The sequence below is a fragment of the Streptomyces sp. SLBN-8D4 genome (assembly GCF_049739545.1).
GTDB classification, from domain to species: domain Bacteria; phylum Actinomycetota; class Actinomycetes; order Streptomycetales; family Streptomycetaceae; genus Streptomyces; species Streptomyces canus_C.
Window position 1 is genome coordinate 7152944 of record NZ_JBMGQC010000001.1, and the last position, 17286, is coordinate 7170229.

The following is a 17286-nucleotide window of genomic DNA, read 5'->3' on the forward strand; positions in this document are numbered from 1 at the left end:
TGGTTGCGGGACTGGGCGAGGGGGCTCGGGCGGCCAGCCGTGACCCTGCACGACGGGGTCTCGGGGCGGTCGGTTGCGGGCCTGCTCGGTCGGGTCTCGGGTCAGTTGGTTGCGGGACCGCGCGGTGGGGGCTCGGGCGGCCAGCCGTGACCCTGCGCGGCGGAGTCTCGGGGCGGTCGGTTGCGGGCCTGCTCGGTCGGGTCTCGGGTCAGTTGGTTGCGGGACCGCGCGGTGGGGGCTCGGGCGGCCGGCCGTGACCCTGCGCGGCGGAGTCTCGGGGCGGCTGGCCCCGGTGGGGGCTCGGGCGGGCAGTCGTGACCCTGCATGGTGGAGGCTCGGGTCGGCTGGCTGGCGGCCTGCGCTGTGGCGTTTTCGGGCGGCTCGCCGCGGCCTGTGAGGCGGAGTCGGGTGGTACCGGGTCACCGAGACCCGGCGTGGTTCGCCGGAGTCGATCCCCGGCCATTCGCGCCCCCCGTTCCCCCGCCGGAGGCGCCCCGGCTTCCGACTGTCAGTGCGGGATGGCACGCTTAATCCCGTGACCGAGATTGACGCAAAGATCGATGCTCTCGTCCCCGCCTGGCTCACCCTCCCCGACATCGCAGAGATCCTCGATGTCGAGGTGACGCGTGTGCGGCAGCTGGTCAAGGACGGCCAGCTCATCGCCGTACGCCGTGGTGAGAACCGCGCGCTGCACGTCCCCGCCGCCTTCATCGACGGGGCCGAGCAGAAGGTCGTCAAGGGCCTGGCCGGGACCTTGACGCTCCTGAGGGACGACGGCTTCACCGACGAAGAGATGCTGGAGTGGCTCTTCACGCCCGACGAGAGCCTGCCCGGCACCCCCGCGCAGGCCCTGAGCGAGAATCGCGGCACGGAGGTGAAGCGCCGGGCCCAGGCGCTCGCCGTCTGATCCGAACCACACCGGCGTACGGGCCGTGACCGCCGGGGCCACGGCCACGGTCCGGCACGGCCCGTACGCCACCGAACCCGGGGGAGACTCACGCATGCCCGACACCGCCCGCGCCCAGCTCGCCGACGCCCGTGTCTACCTGTGCACGGACGCCCGCGGGCGACAGGGCGACCTCGCCGAGTTCCTGGACGCGGTCCTGGCCGGCGGCGTCGACATCGTCCAGCTGCGGGACAAGGGCATGGAGGCGGCCGAGGAACTGGAGCACCTCCAGGTCTTCGCCGACGCCTGCGCGCGGCACGGCAAGCTGCTCGCGGTCAACGACCGGGCCGATGTCGCCAGCGCGGCCGGGGCCGACGTACTGCACCTGGGTCAGGGCGACCTGCCCGTCCCCGCCGCCCGCGCGATCCTCGGCGAGGACGTCCTCATAGGCCGTTCCACGCACGCCGAGGCGGAGGCCGCCGCGGCCGCCGTGCAGGACGGCGTGGACTACTTCTGCACCGGCCCCTGCTGGCCGACCCCCACCAAGCCCGGCCGGCACGCTCCCGGCCTCGACCTGGTCCGGTACACCGCCGCACTCGGCACCGACCGCCCCTGGTTCGCTATCGGCGGCATCGACCTCGGCAACCTCGACGAGGTACTGGAGGCCGGCGCCCGTCGGGTCGTCGTCGTCCGGGCGATCACCGAGTCGGACGATCCGGGCGCGGCCGCCGCGGAGTTCGCGAAGCGGTTGCGTGACACGCAGTGACCGGTCGATGGTGACCGGTCGCATGATCGGCCCGGTGTCCGAGGGGTGGACAACAAGTCGACAAAACGGGCAAATTTCCCCGATCCGGTTGGGTGACCGCCGCCCCCTGGCTAACCTGCCGGTATGGCCCTAGGAACCGCATCCACCAGGACTGACCGCGCACGCACCGTGCGTGACATGCTCGCCGCGGGCAAGACGACGTACTCCTTCGAGTTCTCGGCGCCGAAGACCCCCAAGGGTGAGCGGAACCTGTGGAGCGCACTCAGGAGGGTCGAGGCGGTCGCCCCGGACTTCGTCTCCGTCACTTACGGCGCCGGCGGCTCCACCCGCGCGGGCACCGTCAAGGAGACCCAGCAGATCGTCGCGGACACCACCCTGACCCCGGTCGCCCATCTCACCGCGGTCAACCACTCCGTCGCGGAGCTGCGCAACATCATCGGCCAGTACGCCGACGCCGGGATCCGCAACATCCTGGCCGTACGCGGCGACCCGCCCGGCGACCCGATGGCCGAGTGGGTGGCGCACCCGCAGGGCCTGACCTACGCCGCCGAACTCGTCCGGCTCATCAAGGAGTCGGGCGACTTCTGCGTCGGCGTCGCGGCCTTCCCGGAGATGCACCCGCGCTCCGCCGACTGGGACGCCGACGTCGCCCGCTTCGTCGACAAGTGCCGCGCCGGCGCGGACTACGCCATCACCCAGATGTTCTTCCAGCCGGAGTCCTATCTGCGGCTGCGTGACCGAGTCCACGCGGCGAGCTGCGAGACCCCCGTCATTCCCGAGGTCATGCCTGTGACCAGCGTGCGGATGCTGGAGCGACTGCCGCAACTCAGCAACGCGAGCATCCCCTCCGTCCTGAAAGAGCGGATCCTCACAGCAAAGGACGATCCGGTCGCTGTACGCTCAATCGGAATCGAGTTCGCCACGGAGTTCTGCGCACGGCTGCTGTCCGAGGGAGTGCCCGGACTGCACTTCATCACGCTCAACAACTCCACGGCGACGCTGGAAATCTACGAAAACCTGGGTCTGCACCATCGACCGCAGGCCTAGACCGGCCGCACGGATATACGACACACTGCGTAGCGGTCACTGGGAGAGGGGCGTACATGGGCTGGACGGTCCTCTACATCGCGTTCGGATTCGTCGCGCTGTGGCTGCTCGGCGAGGTGCTGCTGCAGTACAAGGCGCGGCTGCGCTGGCGGCTGCTCGCCTTCGTCGGCTTCCTCGGCGTGGTCCTCGGCGTGCTGATCCCGTCGGTGATCGTCATCGGCCTGGGCGCGATCGCCTTCGCGGTCGGCCAGACCTACGTCACCCTGTCGTTCCGTCGCGGCTTCGAGCAGGGCTGGGCGGTCAACCCGCCGGCCGCGCTGGGCGGTCTGACCGGCGGCAAGAAGGGCCGCCGGGAGCGCGGCCACGAGGAGCCCGGCCTTGAGGTCTCCGACCCGGAGACGGGCGAGGCGGCCTACGGCGACGAGCGCGGATACGACCAGGGCCGCCCGGCCGGCGCCGGTTACGGCCACGACGACGAGTACGACCGCGACGACGTCTTCACGCCCGCCCGCTCCGCCGCCCCCACGGCCGCCGAGACCACCGCCGTCTACGAGCCGCAGCCCCTGCCCGACGACACCGGCTCCTACGGCGTGTACAACGACGCCTCCTACACCGGCGACCAGTCCTACGCGGCCGCGGGCCAGAACCAGGACCAGTACGCGACGGCCGCCGCCGACCAGACCTACGGCTACGACGGCTACACCGGTTACGACCAGCAGCAGTACGGCTACGACCAGGCCGGACAGCAGCAGTACGCCGCCTACTCCGACCCGTACATCGGCACCCAGACCTATGGCGCGGGGTCGTACGACACCTCCTACGGCGGCCAGCAGCAGTTCGTCCAGCAGGGCTACGACCAGTACGGCGGGACGTACGGCGGCGAGACCCCGTCCGGCGGCGTGTGGGTGCCGCAGCAGCGCACCGACGAGTCCTACGGCGGCGAACTCCCCCCCGAGCAGGGCTACTACCCCGACAACGGCGGCCAGGGGCAGCAGAACCAGGGCCAGGGGTACGACGAGCAGTACCGCTTCTGACGCCGGACGGCTCCCCTCACTGAGAACCGCGGAACTCCGGTCCCTCCACGATCAGTCCGGCCACCAGCGCGCCCGACATGCCCGCGTGGGCGAGGCCGCCGCCGGGGTGCGACCAGCCGCCGGCCGTGAACAGGCCAGGTACCGCAGTGCTGTTGGAAGGGTGCAGGGTGCCTTCGCCGCCGGCCAGTGAGGGCGGGGGGACGGCGCCGCCCGCGGCCCCCGTCTCGCGCTCGGTGTGCACCGGCGTCCGCACCTCGCGCCAGAGAATCCGCTCGCGCAGGCCCGGAACCGCCCGCTCGGCGGCGGCGACCATCCGGTCCGCGAAGCTCTCGACGACGGCCGGCGTGGCCCAGTCGTGCCCGAGTCCGCTGGGCACGGTCGCCGTCAGCACCACGGACTCGTGGTCCGCGTCGGGGCGCAGGGCGGGGTCGTCCGGCCGGTCGATCCGGACCGTGGGGTCCGGCATCTCTCCGTGCGCGAACAGGTCCAACTCGCCTTCCGGATCGGGGCCGTACACCACCGTGCGGTGCGCGGCGTCCGGCTCCGGCGCACCGCGCAGGGCGAGGCACACGACGACCCGGCCGGGGTGCAGGTCCTCGGCGTCGGGAGGAACGTCCTTCGCGCCATAGAGCTCACGGCCCGGTACGAGCCCGCGCAGTCGCCAGGGTCCGGTGCCGACGACGGTGTCCGCCTCCACGACGGTCCCGTCGGAAAGCTCCAGGCCCGCCGCGCGACCGTCCTTCTCCAGGCCGCCCGTCACCTCCGCGCCGAAGTGGAACTCGACCTTGCGCCGGACGCACCGCTCGTACACCGCCCGCCCCAACTCCCGCATGCCGCCCCGGACATACCAGGTGCCGAAGGCATGCTCCATGTACGGCAGGACGGCCGCGCTCGCCGGCGCGGTGCCGGGGTCGACGCCGTACGCGAGCGCGTGGCCGTACAGCAGGGCCGCGAGGCGGGGGTCCCGCAGCTCCCAGGCGCCGATCTCGGCCAGGGTGCAGGCCCGCCGGGTGCGCAGCAGCCGCTTGTGCGGCACCGCCGGGTAGGGCTCGCGCATCAGCACCTGCCAGTTGGGCCACAGGGGCTCCTCCAGGAGCGGCCTGCGCGTGCGGTCCCAGGCCTCGCGGGCCCGGATGAGGAAGTCGCCCCAGCGGGCGCCTGCGCCCTCGCCGAGCGCCTCGTCCAGCGCGGCGACCACTCCCGCGCGCGAGGCGTTCGGCAGGGACACCTCGGTGCCGTCCGTGAAGACGTGCCGTGACGACGGGTCGACCTGGACCAGTTCGACCAGGGACTCCAGCGGCTCCTTGCCGGTCTTGATGAACAGGTCGCGGTAGACCGCGGGGAGCGTGAGCAGCCCCGGCCCGGTGTCGAAGGCGAACCCGTCCCGCTCGAGGCGGCGCACCGCCCCGCCGTACGTGTCCGTACGCTCGTACACCGCCACCCGGTGGCCCGCGACGGCCAGCCGGGCAGCGGCCGCCATCGCGCCCATCCCGGCGCCGATCACCGCAATCCGTGCCATGCCTGCGACTTTATCGGCCGCCACTGACACTCCGGCCGCGGGCCGTCACGGAGGGACCCTCTCCGGCCGCGGCGCGGTCAGACCGGTGGTCGCTCCATGCGTGCCGCCAGCCGTCTCTCCTCCCGCCGCTGGGCCCGGCGGTGCCGGAATCTGCGGATCCGGGAGATCAGGAAGTACAGCACCACCAGTCCCGCCGCCAGCAGGAGGCCCGCGATGATCGCCGCCGCCTCCGGGTGGAACACCGCGAAGGTGACGATGCCGGCGACGCCGAGATCCTCCGCCAGGCTCAGGACGATGTTGCTGAAGGGCTCGGGGGAGGCGTTCACCGCCATGCGGGTGCCCGCCTTGACGGTGTGGCTGGCCAGTGCCGTCGAACCGCCGATCAGGCCCGCGGCCACGTCGGAGAGCGACCCGCTCTGACCGGCGAGCAGCGCACCGACCCAGGCGCCGGCGACGGGACGGATCACCGTGTGGACCGCGTCCCACGCCGAGTCGACGTACGGGATCTTGTCGGCCACCGCCTCGCACAGGAACAGCAGGCCCGCCACCACGAGGACCTCGGGGCGCTGCAGGGTCTCGGGGACGTCGTCGCTCAGTCCCGTCGCGCCGAACAGGCCGAGCAGCAGCACCACCGCGTACGCGTTGACACCGCTGGCCCAGCCGCTGGTGAACACCAAGGGGAGTACGGACACGGACGCGATCGTAACCAGTCGGCGACAAGCCGTCCTGGGGGTGAGCGCGCAGGCCTGAGTACGCGTACCTAGTGGGTGAGTTGAGTACGCGCGCGGATGGGCCCCGACCTGCGTGGACGAGAGAGTGGGGGCACGGCGAAGGGGAACGGCTCCGGCACCGGCGACACGGGGCGCCGGAACGGAGCCGCCCCGGATCCGCTCCTTCCGTCGGCCGAGGTCGGCGGGAGCGAGGCACGGGGGAACCCGGAAAGCGGGGGAACGACCGAACGGGGGCCCAACGGGGGACGGGGGAAACGGGGGGTCGGGGGAGCAGGGAAGGCGCCGGTTCGAGGTGGCCCGCGGGGGACGCGGCCACATCGGACCGGCGCTTTCGCATGTCGGCCCGGTGTCAGCCCCTGCGCCCGCTCACCCGGCCCTGCAACAGCCGCGACAGCGCCGCGTGCACGTCGTCCAGGGACCGCTCTGGCTGGAAGGACTGCCAGTCCAGGGCGGCCACCAGGACCATGCCGACCAGGGCGGAGGCGGTCAGCGGGACGTCGATCTCGTCGCTGAACTCGCCGTTCTCCACCCCCTCGCGCAGCACGCCCTCCACGACCGCCACGGCCTGCTGACGGACCACCATGAGCGTGGACTGCCAGGCCCTGTTGGTGCGCCACAGCTCGGCCACGTACAGCTGGGTGAAGGCCGGGTAGCGGTCGATGAAGAGGAGGCCCGCCCGGATCATCGCGTCGAGGGCGTCCACCTTGCCGCCGCCCGCGCGGGCCGTCGCTTCCGCCGCCTCCCGCAGAGAGGCGGTGAGCAGGCCCACGCCGTGCCGCAGCAGCTCTTCGAAGAGGACGGACTTGCTCGCGAAGTTGTAGTAGACCGTGCCCTTCGCGACTCCGGCCCGCTCGGCGATCTCGTCGACCGTGGTGGCGGAGAAGCCCTGCTCGGCGATGAGCGTGACGGCCGCCTCGTAGAGCTTCTGCCGGGTGGCCTCGCGACGCGTACTGACGCCCGCCGTGGCGCTGCTGCTTTCCATGGTCCTGATTCTCACAGGTGAGGACGCCCCTGAGGTCGCGGAAGGGCTCACAGGGTCAGCTCCGGGTGCAGCCGGTCCAGCGACCACACCTGCCGACGACGGGCCGAGACGGCGGTCAGCGCGAGGGCGCCCGCGGTGAAGGCGAGGAGCACAACGCACGCGTGCCACACCGGAGTGAGACCGCCGCCCGTGATGAGCCTCCTGAGGGCCTCGACGACATAGCTCATCGGCAGGAAGGGGTGGAGTGCGTTGAAGAACCCCGGGCTGGTCTGGACGGGGTAGGTGCCGCCCGCGGACGTCAGCTGGAGCATCAGCAGCGCCAGGACGAGGATCCGGCCCGCCGCTCCGAAGCGTGCGTTCAGCCATTGGACGATCGCCGCGAAGCATGCGGTCACCAGGAACAGGAAGCCCACGGTTCCGGCCGCTCGCACCATCTGGAGGCCGATCGCCCAGTGCAGCACCGACATCAGCGCCACGACCTGGAGCACTCCGATCGCCACCACGGGCAGCCATCCCGCCAGCGCGATCCGCCAGGCCCCGGCACCGGCGGCGAGGGCACGCCGGTTCATCGGGGTGATGAGCATGTACGCCACCATCGCGCCCACCCACAGGGACAGCGGGATGAAGTACGGGGCGAATCCGGTGCCGTAGTTCGGCGCCTTGTGCAGGTCCTTGGAGACCAGCTGGACCGGGTCGGCCATCACGTCGGTACGCCGGTCGCGGTCCTTCTTGTCGTAGTCGGGGATCTGCGAGGCGCCGTCGTGCAGCCCGTCGGAGAGCTTCCCGGAGCCGTCCGCGAGCTTGTACATGCCGCCGCTCAGGGTGTCGGCCCCGGTCTTGAGCCTGCCGAGGCCCGCGTCCAGGTCCTGTGCGCCGGTCCTCGCGGTGCCGAGGCCGGAGTGGAGCGTCCTGGCGCCGGCGGCGACCTTGCCGGCGCCCTGGTTCAGCTTGTTGATCTTCGCCACGGCGTCGTCGAGGTCCTCGGAGAGGTGGGGTGCCCGCTCGGCGAGGGTCCGGGCCTGCTGCTGGAGCGTGGCGAGTTGGCCGTCGAGCTTCTTCAGTTCGCCGTTCTGGTCGGCGACGAGCGCGTTGACGTCGTCGGCGACCTTCGCCACGTCGGCGGCGGCCTGCTGGGCCTTCTTCAGGTCGGCGCAGGCCGGGTCCGGCAGCACCGGGTCCGTGCAGCGCGCCTTGTAGACGGCGTTCAGGGCGGTGGCGGCCTTGTGTGCTCCCTGGGCGGCCGCCGGAGCGGTCCTGACCAGGGTGTCGAGGTTGTGGCGGACGGCCCCGGCCGAGTCGGCGACGAGCCGGGCGGTGTCGCCGATGGTCTCCTCGTTGTCCCTGAGGAAGGGGCCCGCCTTGTCCGCGACCCCGTTGACCTTGTCGGCGAGGCTCTGGGTGCCGTCCGCGACCTGCCGCGCGCCGTCCGCGAGGTCACCCGAGCCCTTGTCGAGCTTCGCCAGCCCGTCGGAGAGCCTGCCGCTGCCCGTCTTGGCCTGCTCAAGGCCCGCGGCGAGGTCCTCGGAGCCCTTCTCCGCCTTGCCGATGCCGCCTTCGAGGTCGTCCGCCCCGTTCGCGGCCTTCACGGTGGCGCCGTGGATGTCGGAGAAGGAGATGAAGATCCGGTCCAGGAAGGACCGCGACGCCTTGGTGGACGCGGCCTGGCGCACCTCGGCGAAGACCGTCCGGGAGATCTGCCCGACGATGTAGTTGTTGGAGTCGTTCGTACGGACCTGGAGGGCGCCGGTCTCGGGGGAGTCGCCCGCGCTGGAGGCGATCCGCCGGCTGAAGTCGGCCGGCATGGTGAGCGACAGGTAATAGGTGCCGTTCTCGACGCCCTCGCGCGCCTCGGCGGCGCCGACCTCGTGCCAGTCGAAGGTGTCGCTCTCGCGCAGCCCCTTGGTGAGGTCGTCGCCCGCGGTCAGCTTCTTCCCGTCGGCGGTGGCGCCCTTGTCGTCGTTCACGAGGGCGACGGGGATGCGGTCCAGGCGGCCGTACGGGTCCCAGAAGGACCAGAGGTACAGGGCGCCGTACAGCAGCGGCAGCACCAGCAGGGCCACCAGGGCGGCGCGCGGCAGCTTCCCCCTGCCGAAGCGGCGCAGCTCAAGCGCGGCCAGTCTCGGCGAACGCATCGGTGGTCTCCTCACTGGTCTCGTCCTTCTCGGCGGCCGGCCGGGTGGACACCGTCACGGCGTCCTCCGGGGCCTCGCTGCACACCGCCAATACCGTGGTCCCGGCCGCGGCGAGGGACCTGAGCTGGGCCCAGGCCTCGGTGCGTTCGGCGTCGGACAGCTTCAGGTCCAGGTCGTCGACGGCGAGCAGCCGCGGACGGCCGATCAGCGCCAGGGCGATCGACAGCCGCAGCGCTTCCAGGCGTTCCAGATCCCGTACGGCGGTCCGCGCGCCCTTGGGCAGCGCCTCCTGGTCGAGCCCGGCGGCCGACAGCGCGGTGTCGATCCGCAGCCTCGCCTCGGCCGTACGCTCCTCGCGCGGCCGCAGCAGGGCGCGCACCGAGTCGCCGAACCGGCGCTGCAGCAGCGCCCGTTCGCGCAGATGCTCCCCGACGGTCAGGGCCGGGTCGAGGTCGGTGACCCCGGCGACGTGCGCCGGCGCGCTGAACCGGCGCACCGCCGCGAGCTGCTTCGGCAGCCGGGCCCCGCCCACGCTCGCCGTCCCCTCGGTGGCCTTCATCCGCCCGGTGAGCGCGAGCAGCAGGCTCGTACGACCGGAACCCGAGGGCCCCTCCACGGCGATCAACGCGCCGGGCTCCGCGGCGAGGCCGATCCCGCGGAACGCCCAGCCGCGGGGCCCCTTCAGACCGAAACCCTCGGCCGTGACAGTGACTCCGTCCACGGCCACCCCCTGATCTTCTTGAATCGCGAACTTTTTGAACTGACTGGTCAGTGCAAAAACTAACCCGAACCTTCGATCGAAGCAAAAGTGCAGGTCAGAACGGATTGTCAGTGGCATACCTCACGATGGGCACATACGGCACTCCGTAGCGCGAGCTGCCGTCAACCAGACGACAGGAGGCCCGTCATGGCCAGCTACCACGCAGCCGCCGCCCGTCGGCGCCGCGCCACCGGCCCTGCCCCCTCACTGACCGGCCCGGCGAGCGACGTGCACCCCGTGCTGCGCCGGGCGACGGCCCCGCCCGCCGCCCTCGACCTGCTCGCCCAGGCCCGCGCAGGCCTCGACGAGGCCTCGGCGCTGGAGACGCCGAACGAGCGCTATGCGACGGCCCATCTCGCGGCCCTGCGCACCGCGGCCGCCGTGCTCGCCGCCCGGGGGCGTCCGGAGCCGACGCCCCGACGCCGCGCCAAGATCCGGAGCGCCTGGGAAGTGCTCCCGGAGATAGCGCCCGAGCTCACCGAGTGGAGCGCGCTGTTCGCCTCCGGAGCCCGCCGCCGCGCCCGGGCCGAGGCCGGCATCCAGGGCGCGGCAGGCCGCCGGGACGCGGACGACCTCATACGCGACGTGGCGATGTTCCTGCGCCTCGTCGAGCGGATGCTGGTGCTCCAGCCGGTCCTGCCGCAGCCACGCCAGGACGCGGAGGGTCCGCAGGAGAGCGGCCACGGCACCGACCGAGGCTTTCCGGACGCCGGGTGACCGGCGTGCCGCGTCACGGGTCACCAGGGCCGGCCAGGGTCCGCCGTACGAGACGAGCGGCCGGGCACGCCACCTGAGTGACCAGGCGGGGTACCGGAGGCAATAGGGTGGAAGACGCTTGAATCCTTCCCCTGCGCGCCGAGGAGTCAACTGTCGTGTCGGACCCGCTGCGACCCCGCGCCTCCCTCCGTACCGCCGTGGTCTGGGAGGTCCTCCAGGACGCCCTCGACCGCCGGGTCAAGGCCACGGGACGCCAGGCGCTGGACGTCCTCGACACCGGAGGCGGCAGCGGCAACTTCGCGGTGCCCGTGGCCCGCCTCGGCCACCAGGTGACCGTCGTGGACCCCAGCCCCAACGCACTGTTCGCCCTGGAGCGCCGCGCCGCCGAGGCCGATGTCGCCGACCGGGTGCGCGGCGTCCAGGGAGACGCCCACGGTCTCTTCGACGTGGCCGAGCGCGGCGGCTACGACGTGGTGCTGTGCCACGGGGTCCTGGAGTACGTGGACGACCCGGCCGAAGGCGTACGCAACGTGGTGGCCGCCCTGCGCCCCGAGGGCGTCCTCAGCCTGCTCGCCGCCGGTCTCGGCGGCGCCGTGCTCGCGCGGGCCCTGGCCGGACACTTCAAGGAGGCCCGGCAGGCGCTCGACGACCCGAACGGCCGCTGGGGCGACGGCGACCCCGTGCCGCGCCGCTTCACAGCCGACCAGCTCACCGCGCTCGTCGAGGGCGCGGGCCTGACCGTGGGCGCCGTGCACGGCGTGCGGGTCTTCGCCGACCTCGTCCCCGGCGTGCTCGTGGACACCGAGCCCGGCGCCCTGGAAGCCCTGCTGAAGCTGGAGGAGGCGGCGGCCGAGCTCGCCGCCTTCCACTCCGTGGCCACCCAGCTCCATGTGCTCGGTGAGACGCGAGAGGCAGCCGAGGCCTGAGCCGCCCCCTGTGCCGGAGTGCTGATCAGGTACTTGATGGCACATGGAGTACGCCACAGGCCCCCCGATAGCGCGCTCAGCGCCGTATGATCGAGGGAGACCGCCCGGCATGACGGGACGGCCGCTGGGGAATGACAAGATTCAGCAGCCGGAGCCTTCATGGCGGAATCCGGTTGGCCAATTGGCGCAGAGGGGCGGGTTTCACGGGGGCGATTCCCTGCCTATCCTGAAGGGACCCCCCGAGTCGCCCCGGCGACTGCACGATGAGGAGGACGCCGTGCCGCTCTCGGAGCACGAGCAGCGCATGCTCGAGCAGATGGAGCGAGCGCTGTACGCCGAAGATCCCAAGTTCGCGTCGGCGCTCGAGGGAAGCGGGCTGCGTACGTACACCCGGCGGCGGGTCTACCAGGCGGTCGCCGGCTTCCTCGTGGGTATCGCGCTCCTCATGGCTGGAATGGTCGCCAAGCAGGTGTGGCTCAGCGTGGTGGGCTTCCTCGTCATGCTGGGGTGCGCGGTGCTCGCCGTGACCGGCTGGCGCAAGGCCCCCAAGCCGGGCGAGCAACCCGCCGCGGGCGCTCCGCACGCCCGTCGTCAGGGGCGGCAGAAGCGCTCGGTGATGGACCGGATCGAGCAGCGCTGGCAGAAGCGCCGCGACGAGCAGGGCGGCCAGTAGCCGGCCCGGCAAGCAGTTCCCACAGATGTTCTGAGGGGGTGAGCACCCAGTCGGGTGCTCACCCCCTCACGCATGTCCTGCGCGCAGCACGGTGGCCCGGGCCTTCGAGAGGCCCGGGCCACCGTCGTTCTGCCGCCTGCGGGGCGGCGTTCTTCAGCCGCTCTGACCCGACGGCTTGCGCAGCGTCGGCCGGGCCGCCGCCACACGTGTCCTGACCCCCGCCCACCACTCCGAGACCGCCCACGCCACCCTCGCGGTGGAACGCGGGGCGATCAGTGCACGCGCCCGTGTGCGCCGCCCGGCCGAGCCGCGCAGTCCGCCGATCACCTGGTGGACGTCCTGCGTGAGTCCGGCCGTCGGCCGGGGCCGCGGGGCGTAGAGCACCTGCTCCACGGCGTCCGCCACCCGGTGCACCGAGGCCGCGGCCGGCGGGTCGAGATGCCCGAGCCGCACCATCCGCGCGGCCGCCCTGCGGGGCGTCTGCGAGTCGTCCGGCGGGATCCCGAAGTCCCAGGCCGTGTCGGTCAGCTCCTGCCAGGCCGCGAGGGTGTGCGCGGCGGCCCCCTCGGCGCTGCGGCCGTACCCGCCCAGGCGTACCCGCCGGGTGCGCAGCCGCCACAGCATCGGCGCCGAGGGGACCGAGAGCACGAGCAGTCCGACGAACAGCCAGAACAGCAGTTTCAGATACCACCACTGGCCCTGTACGGCCCACCAGGGGCCGTCACCGCCCTTGGCGGCCGCGGCCGCCGGGGACGCGCTGTCGCACGCCTGAAGCTTCCGCAGCTGGGGCGAGCAGATCTCGCTCGCCGAGGCCGAGGCCGACGGAGCCGTGGATGACCCCGCGGAGGGCCGCGCCGCACCGGGGTCGACGTTGCCGGTGGCGTCCGGGACGGTGTAGGAGGGCACCGTGCCCCGGGTCGGGGTGGGCTCGAAGCGGGTCCATCCCACCCCCTCGAAGTACAGCTCGGGCCAGGCGTGGGCGTCCTTGAGCCCCACCGACACCGAGCCGTCCGCCTGCGGGGTGCCGGGCGCGAAGCCCACCGCGACACGGGCCGGAATGCCCAGCGAGCGGGCCATCGCCGCCATGGCGAAGGAGAAGTGGACGCAGAAGCCCTGCTTGTCCCGCAGGAAGTTGGCGATCGCGTTGGGCCCGTCGCCGACCTGTACCTGGGTGTCGTACTCGAAGCCTCCGGTCACCGCGAAGTAGTCCTGGAGCGCGACCGCCTGCTCGTAGGGGTTCTTGGCGCCCGCGGTGACCTCGTGGGCGGTCCTGGCCACCACCGCCGGCAGCGAGTCCGGCAGGTCGGTGTACTCGCGCTCGATGGCCGGCGGCGCGGCGGGTGCCGCGGCGAGCTGCTCGGCCGTCGGCTCGACGTCCAGGCTCTTCACCTCGTACGTCAGGCCGCGCGTGTTCTGCCCGTGGTCGCCGACGAGCGCCATGCCCTCGGGCTCGTAGCGCCAGTTGCCGCGGACCTGGATGCCGCTGGGCGGGTAGGGCATGGGCAGATAGCTCTGCTCGTACCAGTTCGCCGCCGAGATGGTCGTCTTGACCTCCGTGCGGTTGACGTCGGGGCCGAGGCCGATCGGGGTGGGGAAGTCCTTCGGTACGGCGCCGATGGACCGCTTGGACGGTTTCCAGGTCCGGCCGTCGAAGTCGTCCAGGGAGACGATCCGCAGGTACAGGTCGGAGGTGTCGTTGCTCTGGGTCCGTACGGACAGGACCTGGCGGTCCTCGTCCACGTTCAGGCTGTCGCGCAGCGAGAGCAGCGGGTTCACGGCGGAGATCGTGCCGCCGCTGCCGTTCCCGGCGCCCACGCCCGCCCCGGTGGCGTCCAGGAGGCCGCCGTTCATCGAGGGCAGGACGGCCGACACCACGAGGGCGATGCCGAGGCTCGCCACGCCGATCCGCCGGCCGGTGCGCACCGGCGCCACCGGCCCGGAGTCCATGCCCGGGGAGCGTGGCGCCCCGCCGAAGACACGGCCCCACTGGGAGAGCCGGTCGCGCCCCTCGGCCAGGAGCAGCAGCAGATAGCCGATCGCCGCGACCAGGAACCAGAACCAGTCGCCGTGGCCTTCGGACAGCCCCGCGGCGACGGAGTACAGCGCGAGCAGCGGCAGGCCCGCCGGGGCCGCGCTGCGGAAGGTCACCGCGAGGGTGTCCACCATGAGCCCGACGATCAGGACACCGCCGAGGACCATCAGCTTGATGCCGTCGGACGCCAGCGGCGCCGGGATCGCGTACCGGGCGATGTCGTCGCCGCCCTGCTGGAGCAGGTCCCCGAAGTGCAGCAGGACGCCCGGGCCGGGGATCAGCCCGAGGAAGGCCTGGTCACGGGCGAAGATCAGGGTCAGCATGACCAGCGTGACGAGCGCCTGGGCCGCCACCGTCAGCGGACGGGCCAGCGGGATCCGCCGGGTCGCCGCGCCCACGACGGTCTGCACCCCGAGCAGGAAGGCGGCCTGCACGATCCAGGTGACCGGCTCGACCAGCGGCAGCAGGGCGCACGCGGCCATCAGCGTGGCCGCCCACGCGCACAGCGCCAGCCGTCCCCGCCCGCTCATCACGACGCCTCCCCGGCGCCGGCCGCACCGACGCCCGTGCGCTCGCGGTCCGCGAGACGCCACAGCTCCTCGAGGGAGGCGCCCCGCGGCACGCCCAGCGCAGTCCAGCCCGACTCCCGCAGCATCCGCAGCGGCGCCTCGCGCTCGTCCACCGGCCCGGGCACGTCGGAGGGTTCCCGCACCCAGCTCTCGCTGTCCAGCACGAACGCGAGCGCGCCCCCGCTGCGCTGCCGCATCTTGGCAGCCACCGCGGCCTGCTCCTCGTCGAGGTCGCCGAAGAAGGCCACCAGCAGCCCTTCGTTCCCGCGGCGCAGCACGTCGTACGCGCGCGACAGGCCGGTGCCGTCGGAGTGGTCGATCACCGCGAGGGTGTCCATCATCAGCCCGGCCGCGTCAGCGGTCCCCTGGCTCGCGCCCGCGAAGCCGTCGGCGCCCTCGCCGGGCACGGAGTTGCCGGTGTCCGTCAGCAGCCGTACGGAGAAGCCCCGTTCGAGCATGTGGACCAGGACGGAGGCGGCGCCCGAGACGGCCCACTCGAAGGCCGAGTCGGGGCCCGCACCCGCGAAGGCGAGGCCCCGGGTGTCCAGGAGCACCGTGCAGCGGGCGCGCTGGGGCTGCTCCTCGCGCCGGACCATCAGCTCGCCGTAGCGGGCGGTGGAGCGCCAGTGGACCCGGCGCAGGTCGTCGCCGTAGCGGTAGCCGCGCGGGATCACGTCGTCCTCGCCGGCCAGGGCGAGCGAGCGCTGCCGTCCGTCGCCGTACCCCCTGGCCTCGCCGCTCAGCCGCACCGGGGGCAGCGCCTCCACGCGCGGGATCACGGTCAGGGTGTCGTACGTCGAGAAGGAGCGGGTCAGCTCGCACATGCCGAACGGGTCGGTCAGGCGCAGCTGGAGCGGGCCCAGCGGGTAGCGGCCGCGCAGGTCGGAGCGGACCCGGTAGGAGACCTCGCGGCGGCCGCCCGGCTCGACGCGGTCGAGCACGAAGCGGGGGCGCGGGCCGAGGACGTAGGGAACCCGGTCCTGGAGCATCAGCAGGCCGGTGGGCAGCCGGGAGACGTTGTCCATCCGCAGATGGACGCGGGCCTCGCTGCCGGCGGGCACGCGCGCGGGGGAGAGCCTGCGGCTGCCCGCGACCCGGTAGCGGGTGCGGTAGAGCACGGCGGCGCAGACCAGGGGCAGTACGGCCAGCAGGAGGCCGACCCGCAGCAGGTCGGACTGGCCGAGGACGTAGGCGCAGACGGCCGCGGCGATGCCGGCGGCGAAGAAGGAGCGGCCCCGGGTGGTCAGTCCGGCCAGTGCCGTGCGGACCCCGCCCTTGTCGCCCCGGTCGGCCTCGGGGCCGCCGGCCGAGGGCACCCCGGTGGACATCACAGGCCCCGCGGCGGCTGCTGCGGATACGCGGGCGCGGTCCGGCCGATCCCGAGTCCGCCCTGCTGGGGCGCGGCGGGGACCGGGGTGCGCTGGAGGATCTCCTGCACGACCTGCTCGGCGGTGCGCCGGTTCAGCTGGGCCTGGGCGGTGGGCAGCAGACGGTGGGCGAGGACGGCCACGGCGAGCGCCTGGATGTCGTCCGGCAGCGCGAACTCGCGGCCGCTGAGGGCGGCGGAGGCCTTGGCGGCACGCAGCAGGTGCAGCGTCGCGCGCGGGGACGCGCCGAGTCTGAGATCGGGGTGGGTGCGGGTGGCGGAGACCAGGTCGACGGCGTACCGCCGGACCGTTTCGGCGACGTGGACGCCGCGGACGGCCTCGATGAGCTTCACGATGTCGTGCGCGTGCGCCACCGGCTGAAGGTCCTCCAGGGGGCTCGCCCCGCCGTGGATGTCGAGCATCTGCAGCTCGGCCTCCGCGCTCGGGTAGCCGACCGAGACCCGGGCCATGAAGCGGTCGCGCTGGGCCTCAGGGAGCGGGTAGGTGCCCTCCATCTCGACCGGGTTCTGCGTGGCGACCACCATGAAGGGGCTGGGCAGCTCATAGGTCTGACCGTCGATGGTGACCTGGCGCTCCTCCATCGACTCCAGGAGCGCGGACTGGGTCTTCGGCGAGGCGCGGTTGATCTCGTCGCCGATCACGATCTGGGCGAAGATGGCGCCCGGTTTGAACTCGAAGTCCCGGCGCTGCTGGTCCCAGATGGACACGCCCGTGATGTCCGAGGGCAGCAGGTCGGGGGTGAACTGGATGCGGCGCACCGAGCAGTCGATGGACCGCGCCAGGGCCTTGGCCAGCATGGTCTTGCCGACGCCGGGGACATCCTCGATCAGAAGATGTCCCTCGGCGAGCAGCACGGTCAGTGAAAGCCGTACGACCTCGGGCTTCCCCTCGATCACGCCCTCCACCGAACTGCGAACCCGCTCGACGACGGCGGTCAGATCAGTGAGGCTCGATCGATCGTCATAGGTGGTCACCCGGCCCTCCTCGGCCCGTACTTTCCGGGCCGACGCTGTGATGCGCAACCGGCCCACCCCGAATCACGGACACCACGCGTGAATAGTTCCGCGCGACGTCACTCCCGCATTCTTGCTGCCGTTACCGATTCGTGTCACTCGACTGTGGAC

At 72.6% G+C, this 17286-nt stretch carries 15 protein-coding genes; 7 read left to right on the plus strand and 8 right to left on the minus strand.

What is annotated here, in order from left to right; genetic code table 11:
- The first annotated feature begins 535 nt into the window (after positions 1-535).
- The 4 genes from RKD20_RS32485 to RKD20_RS32500 all read left to right on the plus strand — a co-directional run bounded on the left by RKD20_RS32485 (position 536) and on the right by RKD20_RS32500 (position 3733).
- Positions 536-907 (plus strand): Rv2175c family DNA-binding protein, encoded by a 372-nt coding sequence (locus RKD20_RS32485; protein WP_031059430.1) that lies wholly within the window; start codon positions 536-538, stop codon positions 905-907.
- Between the two features lie 94 nt (positions 908-1001).
- Positions 1002-1652: a thiamine phosphate synthase gene (thiE, locus tag RKD20_RS32490; RefSeq protein ID WP_424880809.1), complete on the plus strand. Its 651-nt coding sequence runs from the start codon at positions 1002-1004 to the stop codon at positions 1650-1652.
- 123 nt (positions 1653-1775) lie between these two features.
- Positions 1776-2699 (plus strand): methylenetetrahydrofolate reductase [NAD(P)H], encoded by a 924-nt coding sequence (gene metF, locus RKD20_RS32495; RefSeq protein ID WP_424880810.1) that lies wholly within the window; start codon positions 1776-1778, stop codon positions 2697-2699.
- Positions 2700-2755: 56 nt separating this feature from the next.
- The gene (locus RKD20_RS32500) at positions 2756-3733 is read left to right on the plus strand and encodes a hypothetical protein (protein ID WP_424880811.1); all 978 of its coding nucleotides are present in this window, start codon (positions 2756-2758) and stop codon (positions 3731-3733) included.
- A gap of 16 nt (positions 3734-3749) precedes the next feature.
- Here the strand turns inward: RKD20_RS32500 and RKD20_RS32505 are convergent, their stop codons facing one another.
- From RKD20_RS32505 to RKD20_RS32525, 5 genes are all read right to left on the minus strand, one after another.
- Positions 3750-5252 carry a phytoene desaturase family protein gene (locus tag RKD20_RS32505; RefSeq protein ID WP_424880812.1) on the minus strand — a complete coding sequence of 501 codons (1503 nt, stop codon included), beginning with the start codon at positions 5250-5252 and terminating at the stop codon, positions 3750-3752.
- A 77-nt stretch (positions 5253-5329) separates the two neighbouring features.
- The gene (locus RKD20_RS32510) at positions 5330-5944 is read right to left on the minus strand and encodes a DUF4126 domain-containing protein (protein ID WP_424880813.1); all 615 of its coding nucleotides are present in this window, start codon (positions 5942-5944) and stop codon (positions 5330-5332) included.
- A gap of 388 nt (positions 5945-6332) precedes the next feature.
- Positions 6333-6965, minus strand: a complete 633-nt coding sequence (locus tag RKD20_RS32515) for a TetR/AcrR family transcriptional regulator (protein ID WP_424880814.1) — start codon at positions 6963-6965, stop codon at positions 6333-6335.
- Between the two features lie 47 nt (positions 6966-7012).
- Positions 7013-9097: a YhgE/Pip family protein gene (locus RKD20_RS32520; RefSeq protein ID WP_424880815.1), complete on the minus strand. Its 2085-nt coding sequence runs from the start codon at positions 9095-9097 to the stop codon at positions 7013-7015.
- Positions 9069-9824 carry an ATP-binding cassette domain-containing protein gene (locus RKD20_RS32525; RefSeq protein WP_424880816.1) on the minus strand — a complete coding sequence of 252 codons (756 nt, stop codon included), beginning with the start codon at positions 9822-9824 and terminating at the stop codon, positions 9069-9071. Before RKD20_RS32525 ends, RKD20_RS32520 begins: the two co-directional genes overlap by 29 nt.
- Before the next feature lie 180 nt (positions 9825-10004).
- Here RKD20_RS32525 and RKD20_RS32530 point away from each other — a divergent pair, with 180 nt between their 5' ends.
- The 3 genes from RKD20_RS32530 to RKD20_RS32540 all read left to right on the plus strand — a co-directional run bounded on the left by RKD20_RS32530 (position 10005) and on the right by RKD20_RS32540 (position 12173).
- The gene (locus RKD20_RS32530; RefSeq protein ID WP_424880817.1) at positions 10005-10574 is read left to right on the plus strand and encodes an SAV_6107 family HEPN domain-containing protein; all 570 of its coding nucleotides are present in this window, start codon (positions 10005-10007) and stop codon (positions 10572-10574) included.
- A 155-nt stretch (positions 10575-10729) separates the two neighbouring features.
- Positions 10730-11500, plus strand: coding sequence for a methyltransferase (locus RKD20_RS32535; RefSeq protein WP_424880818.1), 771 nt, complete (start codon positions 10730-10732; stop codon positions 11498-11500).
- Positions 11501-11777: 277 nt separating this feature from the next.
- Positions 11778-12173, plus strand: a complete 396-nt coding sequence (locus RKD20_RS32540; protein ID WP_391187674.1) for a DUF3040 domain-containing protein — start codon at positions 11778-11780, stop codon at positions 12171-12173.
- 153 nt (positions 12174-12326) lie between these two features.
- On the opposite strand, the gene RKD20_RS32545 is transcribed toward RKD20_RS32540, so the two are convergent.
- Genes RKD20_RS32545 through RKD20_RS32555 form a run of 3 tightly spaced genes read right to left on the minus strand, consistent with a single transcriptional unit; the run spans position 12327 to position 17136 of the window.
- Entirely contained in the window at positions 12327-14735 is a 2409-nt protein-coding gene (locus tag RKD20_RS32545) for a transglutaminase TgpA family protein (protein ID WP_424880819.1), read from the minus strand.
- Complete coding sequence (locus tag RKD20_RS32550; protein ID WP_424880820.1) at positions 14735-16102, minus strand: DUF58 domain-containing protein; 1368 nt, start codon at positions 16100-16102, stop codon at positions 14735-14737. The genes RKD20_RS32545 and RKD20_RS32550 overlap by 1 nt, the downstream gene beginning before the upstream one ends.
- Positions 16102-17136, minus strand: coding sequence for an AAA family ATPase (locus RKD20_RS32555; protein WP_351988006.1), 1035 nt, complete (start codon positions 17134-17136; stop codon positions 16102-16104). The genes RKD20_RS32550 and RKD20_RS32555 overlap by 1 nt, the downstream gene beginning before the upstream one ends.
- Between the last annotated feature and the right edge of the window lie 150 nt (positions 17137-17286).